General features: G+C 60.8%; 7 protein-coding genes. 2 read left to right on the top strand and 5 right to left on the bottom strand.

Going from position 1 to position 12,790, the window contains the following annotated elements:
- Positions 1-4 precede the first annotated feature (4 nt).
- Positions 5-1,360 carry a TolC family outer membrane protein gene (locus tag TRP66_RS06000; protein ID WP_333400459.1) on the bottom strand — a complete coding sequence of 452 codons (1,356 nt, stop codon included), beginning with the start codon at positions 1,358-1,360 and terminating at the stop codon, positions 5-7.
- A gap of 392 nt (positions 1,361-1,752) precedes the next feature.
- Between TRP66_RS06000 and TRP66_RS05995 the strand changes: the two genes are divergently transcribed.
- On the top strand, positions 1,753-5,019 hold the full coding sequence (locus tag TRP66_RS05995) for a retention module-containing protein (protein WP_333400458.1): 3,267 nt from the start codon (positions 1,753-1,755) through the stop codon (positions 5,017-5,019).
- A gap of 69 nt (positions 5,020-5,088) precedes the next feature.
- Here TRP66_RS05995 and TRP66_RS05990 read toward each other — a convergent pair whose 3' ends face one another.
- The 4 genes from TRP66_RS05990 to TRP66_RS05975 all read right to left on the bottom strand — a co-directional run bounded on the left by TRP66_RS05990 (position 5,089) and on the right by TRP66_RS05975 (position 10,438).
- Positions 5,089-5,343, bottom strand: coding sequence for an MFS transporter (locus TRP66_RS05990; RefSeq protein ID WP_333400457.1), 255 nt, complete (start codon positions 5,341-5,343; stop codon positions 5,089-5,091).
- Positions 5,344-5,819: 476 nt separating this feature from the next.
- On the bottom strand, positions 5,820-9,188 hold the full coding sequence (locus TRP66_RS05985; RefSeq protein WP_333400456.1) for a toxin VasX: 3,369 nt from the start codon (positions 9,186-9,188) through the stop codon (positions 5,820-5,822).
- Positions 9,189-9,441: 253 nt separating this feature from the next.
- Positions 9,442-9,840 carry a YbaN family protein gene (locus tag TRP66_RS05980; protein ID WP_333400455.1) on the bottom strand — a complete coding sequence of 133 codons (399 nt, stop codon included), beginning with the start codon at positions 9,838-9,840 and terminating at the stop codon, positions 9,442-9,444.
- A gap of 10 nt (positions 9,841-9,850) precedes the next feature.
- Entirely contained in the window at positions 9,851-10,438 is a 588-nt protein-coding gene (locus TRP66_RS05975; protein ID WP_333400454.1) for a YecA family protein, read from the bottom strand.
- A 176-nt stretch (positions 10,439-10,614) separates the two neighbouring features.
- Between TRP66_RS05975 and recQ the strand changes: the two genes are divergently transcribed.
- Entirely contained in the window at positions 10,615-12,744 is a 2,130-nt protein-coding gene (gene recQ, locus TRP66_RS05970) for a DNA helicase RecQ (protein WP_333400453.1), read from the top strand.
- Positions 12,745-12,790: the final 46 nt, after the last annotated feature.

Genomic DNA, 12,790 nt, shown 5'->3' with positions numbered 1-12,790 from the left:
CGGGCTATTTCAAGGTGGGAAGACGGGCTTCGTTCTCGACTCCGCTCAGCGCGACCGACTCGGCCGGCAATACGATGCGCTGTTTGCGCAACAACTCGCCTTCGCTGGCCAGCACGCGATACATCGCCAGCTCCTCGGTGTAGCGGACCTCGGTGTAGCGACGCCCGGCGTTGTACAGCTCGTTTTCACTGTCCAGCAGATCGAGCAGGGTGCGCTGGCCCAGCCCGAACTGGTCCTGGTAGGCGGCGCGCACCCTTGTGGTGGTCTCGACATATTCCCGCGCCACCGGCGTCTGCATGCGAGCGTTGGCCATGGCATTCCAGGCCAGCGACATGTTTTCGTTGAGCATGCGCAACGCGTTGTTGCGAATGTCCATGGCCTGGCCGGTCTGGTAGGCGTTGGAACGCATGCGCGACTTGTCGCGGTTGCCGTTGAACAGGTTGTAGTTCATCACCACGCCCGCTCGCCATTGATTGTCGTGGCCTTCTTCGCCTTGCAGGTTATCGTTCGCGCCGACGGCCAGTTCCGCGTCGAAGCGTGGATAGAAGGGCGCCTTGGCGATCTCGTATTGTTTCTCGGCCGCCTGAACGTCCGCCTGGGCGGATTTCAGATACGGGTTATTGAGCAGCATGCTGGTCTGGGCATCGCTGAGGGTCAGCGGCACTTCGCCGCGGATCGACGGCGGCGTTTCCAGCTCGTCGGGTAGGCGGCCGACGGCACTGGCGAAAGCGGCTTCGGCGTCGGCCAGGTTCACCTGCGCGGTCTGATAGTTGTTCTGCGCCAGGGCGCGACGGGCCAGCGACTGGTCACGGTCGGCGGCACTGCCCACACCCCGCTCGCTGCGCAGACCGATCTGATCGTTGATGCGCATGTGCGCCTGCAGGTTGTTGCGCGCCAGGGTCAGCAGCTCGCGACACTTGAGTACTTCCAGATAGACCTCGATAGCCCGCAGCGCCAAGCTCTGGGACGTACCCTGCACGTAATAGGCGCGAGAATTGACCACCGCCTTGGTACGGCCGACTTCGTTCGGGGTATTGAAACCATCGAACAGCAGTTGGCGCAGACGCAGCTCGGACTGGGTGTAATTCAAGGTCCTTTTTTCGTGTCCATAGATCGCGCGGGTGCTGGGGTTGTCGCTCTGTTGCCGGCCGTAGCCTGCAACCAGATCCAGCGTCGGCAGATAGCCGCCCTTGGCGACGTTGAGTTCCTCGCCTGCGGACAGACGTTCGTTCTTGTCGGCCTGTAGTTCCGGATGGTGGTCGATGGTGTGCTGGATGGCTTCGGTCAAGGTGATGGCTTGCGCCTGGGCGCAGGCCACGGCCAGCACTACGGCACTGTAAAGCGGAGTCAGATCGCGCATACGTACATTCCCTGAGTGTGTTCTTGGTCGCCAAAAAAATGACTAAATCAAGCTATCGGCCGTTTCAGGCTCGTAACAACACAGCTAAGAACAACTTTTGAGAAACCTCAGATGTTTTTTTCATAAGCCTTATGCCGAAAAAAACTTATGCGCTTTTTGGAATTCGAGCGAAGGTAAGGAGCATCTAAGCCAGATAAATCAGAGGTTTGCTTGCGCTGATTAACTGTTTTGCGATTTCTCGACGTAATCGTGACACCCGAGATCCAGCGCTTTTACATGTAAAAACAATGAATTGATCGGCCGTCGATATTTTGTCGCTGTCAGGATTTTGCAAATTGTCGTCGCGCTCGGGGAACGGCTATCGGTCGTTCAGGCAGACGTGGAGGGCAATAATGGCAAGGCTGATTGGCACGGTGCGACAGGTAATGGGCGAGGTCATGGCCGTTTCCGCAAGCGGAAACCAGCGATTGCTGCAGGCCGGGGATCAGGTTTACGCAGGCGAGTATTTGCAGACCGGGACCAGCGGCGCGATTGCGGTGCGGCTGATCAAGGGCGGCGAAATGACCCTCGGACGCTACAGCCGCGTGTTGCTGGACGAGGCGATTCTCCAGGGCCGCGCCGGTCATGTGGAAACGCTGGACCCCTTGACCCCGACACTGGCGGTGGCGCAGGCCGAAGAACCGCCCGCTGAGCCGACCCGCGCCGAACCAGGTCCCTTGAGCGAGGGCGGTGGCCATAGTGCGGTTGTGCTGAGCGAAACAGGGGGCGAAGTGACGCCGGTCATTGGTTTCCCGACCGAAGGGCTGACCATGACGCCGATCTTTCCGAGTGGCTGGGAAGGCGCTTCCGGTGCCAGTCCGCAAGGCACGCCGCCCGTGACAGTCGTTCCGCCGCAACCTCCGGTGACGGTGCCACCGGTTCCAGAGCCGCCGGTGATCCAGCCACCTGTGCCGGAGCCTCCGGTTACGGAACCGCCGGTAACAGAGCCGCCAGTAGAACCGCCGGTAGAACCTCCGGTGGAGCCGCCCTGTGAACCGGAGCCACCTGTCGAACCACCCTGCGAGCCTGAGCCGCCGGTCGATCATGGGGTAAGCGTCCGCGGGGAAGGACTGACGCTGCATGAGGCCCATCTGCCCCAGGGATCGGCTCCGGATGCAGGCCAACTGACCCGGATCGGCAGCTTCACGGTCAGTGCGCCCGACGGCCTGCAAAGTCTTGTGGTGGGCGGTATCGAAGTGATCAAGGCCGGCGTGGTCGCGGACCTTCCGTTATCGGGCCTCACATCGCTGGGTAACAGCCTGAGCATCCTCGGTTATGACCCCGCCACCGGACAGGTCAGCTACAGCTATACCCTGGGCGACCCGCTCACGCATCCCGCAGGCGAAGGGGCCAACAGTCTGGGAGAAACGATCGAAGTCGTGGCTATTGACAAGGACGGCGATCGCGGCTCGACGGAGCTGGAGATCGTCATCGTCGATGACGTGCCGACAGCCGGCGATATACACGTCGGCGTCACCCCTGCGGCGGTCAACACCAATCTGCTGCTGGTCATCGACAACTCGGACAGCATGAAGCTGGCCTCCGGGGTCGACGGGCTTTCGCGTCTGGACCTCGCCAAACAGGCGCTCAATCAGCTACTGAGCCAGTACGAAGCGCTGGGTGACGTGCGAGTGCAGATCGTCACGTTCAACGTCCAGGCTGTCATCACCACGCCAGTCTGGGTCGACGTCGCTACGGCTAGAAGCATCATCGACGCGCTGGGCGCCGGCAATGGCACGGACTACGACGCTGCGCTGGCAGCCGCCCAGCGTGCCTTCGAGCAGGGCGGAAAACTGGCGAACGGTCAGAACCTGGCGTACTTCCTGTCGGACGGATACCCGACCCTGTCTCCCGAACACACGCAGCCCAATCACCAGCCGAACCCGGCCCAGGGCGACGGCATCGATCCGGCCGAAGAAGCAGCGTGGAAAGCCTTTCTCGACAGCCATGGCATCAAATCCATCGCGGTCGGACTGGGGACTGACGTCGATTCCATCTACCTCGATCCGGTTGCCTGGGATGGCGCCCAGGGTCGCGACAGCCAGGCGTTGATCGTCACTGATCTCGGGCAACTCAAGGCGGTGCTGGAGGGCACGGTTCAAGGCGGGATCAACGGCAGTCTGCTGGCGGGCGGGACCTTTGGCGCGGATGGCGGGTTCGTCCAGTCGATCAGCGTGGATGGCGTTACCTACCACTACGACCCCGAATCCGCGCAGCCGGTGACCGGCGGCAAGGGGGCGGAGCAGTACGACGCCGTCCAGCACACGCTGACCATTACCACGGCGTTGGGCGGTACGCTGGTCGTCAACCTGCTCGATGGCGCGTTCACCTACACGCCAGGCAGGCTGGAAACTTCGGCGACCGAACGCATCGGCTATGTACTCAGCGACAACGATGGCGACCGCGCCGGGGCGACACTGGTGATCGACGTGCAGCCCAACGCCACCCCGGCGCCGCAGCCGTGCCTTCAGGCACTGGATGATTACATCATCACCAACCAGCTCGCCCCGGTGATCCATGTCCCGGCGGCTGCGCTGCTCGCCAATGATATTCACGCCGAAGGGGCGGTTGCCGCGCCCACGACGTTCGAGACAGGCTGGACCGACGCCGGACGCGACTTTATCGCGCCGACCCTGCACCCGCTCATTTTCAACGGCCATCGCGACACGCCGGCCAACCAGTACAAAGACCTGCAACGCGCCGACTTCCACGTCACCGGCGCGGCCACCGCGATGGTCCTGGTCAACGGCTATCTGGGGGCCTGGCAGGGCGATACCTACAATCATCAGGACCTCTACAGCGTCGAACTCAAGGCTGGCGAAACGCTGACAATCGACACCCGTCACCTCTCCGATCAGGTCGGTCTGGCCTGGCAGGTGAACGACGGCGAATTTCACTGGCTGGGCGCCAAAACCTCCTTTACGGCGACCGAGGACAATGTGTATCACGTGCTGTTGAACCATCAGCCGGACGCTGACGTTGCCAATCGAGGAGTGGATTATCAGCTCGGCTTTTCCATCGACTACAGCGCGATCGATACCACGCCCACCCACCATGACATCTATACCGCCTACGATCTCCAGGGCGGCAGCGATACGGCGGCGGTCAGTATCGATTATCAGCATGGCCCGACCCTGATCGGCACTGACGGCGATGACGTGCTGCTGGCCGGATCGGGCGGCGATTGTCTGTATGGCGGCGCCGGCAATGACGTACTGATCGGCGGCAAGGGCAATGACGTCATGACCGGCGGCGAAGGCCACGACCGCTTCATGTGGCTGGCAGGCGACACCGGCCACGATCGCATCACCGATTTCGCCCCAGGCGTGGATACTCTGGACCTCTCGCAGTTGCTGGAGGGGGCAGGGCAAGGCGGCGAGACGCTGGACGATATTCTGCGTTTCCGGGTGAGCGGCGCGGGCGCGGAAGCGGTGTCGACCATCGAAGTCGGCCATGGCGCCGCCCATTCGGGACAGTCCATCGATCTGACAGGCGTCGACCTCGCCGCCCAGTACGGCGTCACGCCGGGCGCCAACGGCTGGATCGCCAGCGGCACCGACACCGCAACCATCATCAACGGAATGCTGGGGGATCACTCGTTGAAAGCGGATGTGGTGTGACACCGGCCATAACCTGTGGGAGGGACCTTGGTCGCGACCGGGGCGATGCGGTCTTCAAGTCGTATCGTCTCAAATGAGCGACCACTTCCATCGTTTTTCGGTATAGGTCACATGAGCGGGCAGTACGGTGCGCAGGAAGGCGAGGTACTGCTCGAACAGCTCGTCGTTGGGCAGGCGGGCTTCGAAGCCTACTGTGGGGTCGGTCTTGTGCGTGATGATGAACCGGTGTTTGCGGTCGATGGTGACGAAGTTGTATTCGTGCCAGGGGTAACTGGTGTAGCGTTTGACGGGGTATTGCAAGTTGAAGAGGAATAAGGCAGTCATTAGATAATTGCCAATAAGGAAGATTATCACTAGCACGGAGCCGCTCATCAGACCCGCTAATGCAAGAAAGAACATCATGACGGACACTATCGTCTTGATCGTGTATTTTGCGAATTTCGAATAGTAGACTTGATGCACTAATCGGGCTCGGCTTTGATAGATCGAGTATCGGTATATGGTTTTTTGTCGGGCAGCCGCGACAAGGCAACAGCCGACGAATAGGGAGATGCTGCCTGATGTTATAAAAAAAAGATTGTTGTTCTTTAGGTGTTTCCAGAATATGACTGAAAATATCATGTACATAATCGCAATCGATGAGCCTGCTACCGCCTGCAGAATTATTCTGTCTCGAGGGCTACCAGACATTGATTTTATGGACCATTTCAACAGGCGGCCTACGATTGGGCCGGTGCCCTTGGTTGCATTATCATTGTTATTGTGTCTGGCTGGGGTTTTAATTCGGTGAGATAAATTGGTCATTCGGGGATTTCCAATTTGTGTGCGGTGCTCATTGGGCGAGTCAGGGCTTTAACTGCTAGTTCGACGGCGAGTAGGCCGTCCGTGGCGGCTTGACCTTTATCGCTTAGCTCGATCTGGTATAGATACCCAATATCTTCCGAGCCTGGCCGTACAATATCCGAGGGATACCATATCTGAAGTTCGACAAAGTCTGCTTTGGTGTCAAGCGGGATCCAGGTATGCCATACCGCATGCTCACCCTGACGCGGAACGGGTGGAAAAAACCGATCGTTTGATTTTTCAGGCTTTTGAGTCGTTACGGAGCCAAAGGATGCGGCGGGTTTGAAGAAGCCTTGATTGAGAAATGAGTCAATGACAGGGTTCTTGATTTTTTCAACTGACCAGCCACCCAAGGGGCGTTCGCTGCTGATAATATTGAATTCAATTGAGCGGCCACGCAGCCTGTCAGGCAAAAGAATCTGGATCCAGGCCCCGTCCTGGACTTTTACCGGTACTTCCCCGAATTCAAAATCTGGCTGGTTCTCGTAATGGAAAGTTTGCCTGACCATGATCAGAGGGCTTAATGCAATTTCTATAAAGCGGCGCTGTTCTTCAAAAGCTCCTTCCGTAGTGCGCGGATAGAGGTTTTCTGTTGATATTGACCAGCAGCATCTGCGCAGCCAAAAGCCGATGCTATCCTGCTTTAGGCTATACAGGAGCATGGAAATAATAAAGTAAATGGCTCCTGCGATGAACGCGATGATGATCGAAGCTGGGTGCGCTGCGAGGGCCGCAAAAATACCTGCACGAAAAATGCCTGCGGCCAGTTGAATCAAAGGTATGGCGCCCATGATCAATACGGCGACCCCCTTGGAATACAGTAGGAAACGATCTTCGGACATGGTCGCGTTTTCTATTTCCGAAGAAAGATCGTTCAATTCCAAGACTGCCCCAAGCACCCCCAAGGCCCCCATCGCTATCATGCCTTTACGAAACCCCCGAATCGCATCAGCCCAAGCCAGATTGCCTCGAGCCGCCCAGTACGAAGCCGAACGCTGCAGAATGCTCACTGTATCTCTCTCGATCAGTACCGGCTGCGCCGCCTGCACAATCGCCCAAGGCGCCGCCACATAAACCCCCATTAGCAAATTTCCGGTATAAGCCAGGCCATAACCCACCTTGACCAGATCCCGCTCGCTGACATTGCCGTCGCGGGTAAGGTCGGCGTAGAGAAAGGCGGTGCTGATAAAGTTGATCATGACTACGCCCCAGGTCACGGCGGTTGCGAGATGACCGACCTGATGTCCGAGCCAGCGGTTGGCGCGGGCCTGCCATTTTTCCAGCGGCTCACCGGAGTCAAAGAATGCCAGAACCTCTTGATGCACCAATTTCGCGTACTGCCGGTCCTCGAAGTCGAGCAGCGCCGGGATCTGCAAAAGGTGCCGCTGCCGCGCGTGGTCAAGTTGTTGCAATTGGTGCGACAGGCTGCGCCGGCTGGGGCCGTGAATATTGGCGTGCTGCCATTGGCGGCGCAGTTCAAGAATCTGCTTGTCGAGCAGTTGCATACGTTGCGTCCAGGACCTGAGCCGGCTGCGCACCTCGACATCGATGGCAAGACGCTGCGGGGAGTCAGCCAGGACCTGACCGATCATCAGGCTGCGAATCAATGCCGGCAGGCTGCGTTCGCCGCCCTTGACTCGCAGACTGTCCACCGGTACCCAGGCCGTAAGAAGTGTTTCGGCGAGCGCTCGGCCTTTACCCGCCGCCAAGGCACTCATGGCTTCCAGCGTTTCACGCGCGCCATCCTTGAGCAGCTTCATCCAGCTTGAGTTGGCGACCTTCGGATGGTTGAGCACGGCATTCAGCTCACCTACCCGAGTGGCGAGGTTGGCGTAGTCGCCAAGCCCGTTGAGCAACCGATCCGCTTCCTGGTCCAGCGCATGCTTGAGGCCTGGCGAAAAGCCGTAGCGCAGCGTGCCGAACAGGGTGGTGGCCTTGTCGTCCTGAGCCAGCAGCCAGGCATGGGTCTTGAGGTCCTGAGCGAAGATCGCCAACAGCTCGCTCATGATGCCTTGCAGATACAGCAGGCTGTCCGGGTCGGTGGTGTCGAGGAACAATGCGCCGGGGTCGATCCCGATGTGCTCGGCCCACAGGGTGAAATCGGCCTGGGTATCGCGCAGGTCATGCTCCAGTTGATCGCCGGTCGGCTTGTGCTCGGTGATATAGGCGCGCGCGCCTTCTACATCGACTTCTCTCCGCCATTTGGCACGGCGGCTCCACGAAGCATGGTCCTCGGCGGAAATGGGCGTGCAATATCTGGCTTCGAACGCGGCTTCCATCTCCCGGCTGTGCAGGACAACGGGCGTCACCAGTGCGTCGCCACGAACTGAACTTGCCAAGGACTCTTTCTCTTCCATGAACCGCTGATCGAGCACCGCGTCCCGCTCGCCAAGGTAGGCCTGGGTCCGGGCTACATCGTTTCTGACCATAAAGGGCAGGTGGTCAGCTTTGTCGCTGCTGGCGCACAGGTTGGTGACCACTTGGGCCATCTGCGTCTTGTGCGCGTGCGACTCCTGCCATGCCTGTAACGCTGCCTGATCGGCGGCCAGTTGCAGACCCAGGTCGGTGAGCACCGCCAGCGGGTCGTCCAGAGCGATAAGCAGGGCGCTGTCCTGATCCGGCACGCAGCCCAGCCAGCGCGCGTCGAGGCCGGCGGGCGAACACAGTGGCTCGTCGGCAGCGCCCTCGGTAGTCGGCACGCACGAATCGTCGAAGCGACCGTCGTGGGCCACATTCTGCGTATCGATATCGGCCACCGCTTCGGCGATCCGGCGCAGCGGCAGGGTGCCGGGTTCGGCCATGGTCTGGCTGTAGCTCGACAGATCCAGAGCGGTCATCCAGCGGGCGCGATGCTCGGGACTGGCGCGCATCTGTTCGCACAGTCGTGGGCTCCACGGCCGGGATGAAAAGCCAAGGCGCAGCCGATGGGTGCGGGGGTAAGAGAGATAAGACCGGGGCGGGGGCATGTCCGCTGCGGGCGAGGCCCCGGCTCGGGCGATGGGCGTGAGCGTCGCATCCGCGCCGCTGACCGCGTATTCATGAAAGGTATCGGCGGTCTCGTCGAATACGTATACAAAGCCCTCGTACAACTGGCGAAGGGTATAACCGCGCGTATGCAGCGCCGGCAGCTGTGCCCAGACCCCGTCTTTGGGCAAGGGCTTGAGGGCTTCGCCATCGATATCGAAGCGCGACCGGTCCAGTGCGTAGCGCACCGGCACGATGGCGATGTCCGGTCCTTTGAAAGGGCAGGAACTGATGGCGCTGGCGACAGTGCGGGGAAACGATGTGGCGCGCCGCTCTTGCAGGGTGCCGTTCTTATCGGCCATGCCGAGCCTCCGTGGCGATGGGCTAAAAGCAGAACGGATTACAAGAGGCGTGCCAGGTGAGTATTTGTCTTTTAAATCAGGAGCTTGCTTGTTTATTTAGCGTCCACTCGCCCTGAGGATTGCGCAAGGCGTTGCGCACCAGCGCAAAAGATTGCTCACCCGAGCCAAGCAGAACAAGCGAAGGGGCACGGACATCGTGGGAGGGACCTTGGTCGCGACACAGACGACGCGGACCCTAACCCTTGGCGCAGGCTTATTTCCGCGCCGTCTTCTGCCTGAGGATATACAGCGTCACCAGCACAGCGCTGATCAGCATGAACACCCGCACCCAGGGCAGCGGGATGAGATAGCAGGAGACGCCAATGCTCAGCCACATGGTAGCGATGGCGTACACCTTGGCTTTGACCGGCATGCCTCTGCCTTCCAGGTAGTCCCGGATCAACGGGCCGAAGCGCTTATGCTGGATCAGCCACTGGTAGAAGCGTGGCGAACTGCGGGCGAAGCAGGCGGCGGCCAGCAGCAGAAAGGGCGTGGTGGGCAGAACCGGCAGGAATATACCGATGACGCCGAGCGTCACGCTGAGCCATGCGGCGCCCAGTAGCAGATAGCGCACCGATCGATGACGACTGGTGCGCGGCATGTCTTGCGCCATAGGCGCCGACTCAGTGGTGGCGTGGCTTGAGAATGGCGGGCTTCTCGTCGGGCGCCTGGCACAGCAGGTACAGGGCGGTCAGCGCTTCCGGGATCTGCACGATCATGTCGTCCATCAGGTTCGCATCCTGAGCGATGTCGGAGAATTCGGGCTGTTCGTCGAACAGGCCCGAACCGACCATGATCGGCAGCAGCATTTCGCTGACTTCTTCCTCGGCGCTTTCGAACCAGGCGTTCTCGCGCAGGAAGACGCCTTCCATGAAGCCGATGCACCAGCCACGCAGGTCGGAATCGTCCGGATCGTCGCCCAGGTCAAGGTCGCAAGGCAGTTCGAACTCTTCGTCGGACGCCAGCTGACGCGCGATGTGCGCCTGCAGCAGGACCAGTGTGGTTTCGATTTCCTCGCGCTGGGCGTCGCTGCTGTAATGCGGCGGCTCGGAGAACAGCGCATCGATCCATTCGCGCTCCGGCACAGGCTCGGCGCAGATCGACAAGGCGGTCAGGTAGCCATGGGCGGCCACGTAGTCCAGTGCTTCTTCGTGCAGTTCATCTGCATCGAGAAAGACTTGCAGGCGGGTAAGTTGCTCAGCGAAGGACATGGACGGACTACCTTGGAAATAAACGATGCTGAATTCTAGGCGCTGAGCGAGCGGGGCGCCAGCGCGGATACCGAATGCGCTGAATTTCGACCGCTCATGTCGCAGCCGACCCTCGGCCCCGGTTGCTCGGGTATACTGGCGCGCTTTGCAGTGCAGCAGGACAATCCGGGGTTTCTATGCTCGAACAGGCTCAACGCGTACTTAAAGACATCTTCGGCTACGACAGCTTTCGCGGTCGCCAGGGTGCCATTATCGAGCGCGTGGCTTCGGGCGGTGATGCGCTGGTGCTGATGCCGACCGGGGGCGGCAAGTCCCTGTGCTTCCAGGTCCCAGGCCTGCTGCGTGACGGGCTGTGTGTGGTGGTTTCGCCCTTGATCGCCCTGATGGACGATCAGGTCGCGACCCTCGATGAACTGGGCGTGGCGGCGGCGTCGTTGAACTCTACCCTGAGTCCCGAGCAGCAGCGGGATCTGGCCAACCGGATTCGCCAGGGCCAGGTCAAGATGCTCTATCTGGCGCCGGAACGTCTGGTCCAGCCACGCATGCTGGCGTTTCTGCAAAACCTCAAGATCGCACTGTTCGCGATCGATGAAGCTCATTGCGTATCCCAATGGGGCCACGACTTCCGTCCCGAATACCTGCAATTGGGGCAGTTGGCGGAAATGTTTCCGGATGTGCCGCGGATCGCGCTGACCGCCACGGCCGACAAGCGTACCCGCGAGGAAATCGTCACGCGTCTGCATCTGCAGAACGCCGAGCGGTTCCTGTCCAGTTTCGACCGCCCCAATATTTTTTATCGCATCGTGCCCAAGGAGCAGCCGCGCAAGCAGTTGCTGAGTTTCCTTTCGCAGCGACGCTCCGACGCCGGGATCGTCTATTGCCTGTCGCGCAAGAAGGTCGACGAGGTCGCGGTGTTCCTCAGCGACAACGGCTACCCCGCGCTGCCGTACCACGCCGGCCTGCCGGCGGAAACCCGGGCCGCCAACCAGAAGCGTTTCCTGAATGAGGAAGGGCTGATCATGGTGGCGACCATCGCGTTCGGCATGGGCATCGACAAACCCAACGTGCGTTTCGTCGCGCATATGGATCTGCCCAAGTCGCTGGAAGCTTATTACCAGGAAACCGGTCGCGCGGGTCGTGACGGGTTGCCGGCCGATGCCTGGATGGCCTACGGCCTGCAGGACGTGCTGATGCTCAAGCAGATGCTGCAGAATTCCGAGGGCGACGAGCGCCACAAGCGCCTGGAACACCACAAGCTCGATGCCATGCTGGCGCTCTGCGAAGAAACCCGGTGCCGGCGCCAGACCCTGCTGGCCTATTTCGATGAAGACATGCCCCAGCCATGCGGCCACTGCGACAACTGTGTCGATGGGGTACAGACCTGGGACGCTACCGAGCCCGCGCGCCAGGCCTTGTCGGCCATCTATCGCACCGGCCAGCGTTATGGCGTCGGCCATCTGGTGGACGTGCTGCTGGGCAAATCGACGGAAAAGATCGAGAGCCTCGGCCACCAGCGTCTGTCGGTGTTCGGCGTCGGCAAGGATCGTTCGGAGGGAGAGTGGCGTTCGTTGTTCCGCCAGCTGGTCGCCCGGGGGCTGGCCGACATCGATCTGGAAGGCTACGGCGGACTGCGCCTGTCCGATAGCTGCCGCCCGCTGTTGCGCGGCGAAGTGACGCTGGAACTGCGCCGCGATCTCAAGCCCCAGGTCGCTGCCCGCAGCAGTTCCGGCAGCCCGGCGAGCCAGCTGGTGCGTGGCGAGGAGCGCGAGCAGTGGGAGGCGCTGCGGACCTTGCGGCGCAAGCTGGCTGAAGAGCACGCGGTGCCGCCCTACGTCATCTTTCCCGACTCGACGCTGCTGGAAATGTTGCGCAGCAAGCCCGGTTCGATGGCCGAAATGGGCCGCGTCAGCGGAGTCGGCGCGCGCAAGCTGGAGCGTTACGGCGAGGCGTTCCTCGAAGTGCTCAGTGGCAAGGCCGACGCGCCACGGGTGGTCACCGACGTGCGTCATGAGCTGATCAGTCTGGCCCGCGCCGGCATGACGCCCGCGCAGATCGCCGGTCAGCTGCAATGCTCCGAGAAGAACGTCTACACCTTGCTGGCCGAAGCCATCGGCAAACAACAGGTGTCGGTGGAGCAGGCGCTGGATCTCCCGGAGGACCTGATGGGCGAAATTCAGGACGCCTTTCTCGACGGGGAGGGCGAGCTGCCGTCGGTGGCCTCGATAGCCGAACAATTCACCGGCCGGGTCCCCGAAGGCGTGCTGTATTGCGTGCGGGCTGCGCTACAGTCGGAATTCGAACTCTGACCACGCGACGAAACACCACAGGCGCGCCCTTGCCTGTTCGCGGAGA

The organism is Pseudomonas sp. JDS28PS106, assembly GCF_036706555.1.
Classification (GTDB): Bacteria; Pseudomonadota; Gammaproteobacteria; order Pseudomonadales; family Pseudomonadaceae; genus Aquipseudomonas.
This window is presented reverse-complemented; position numbering and strand designations above follow the sequence as displayed.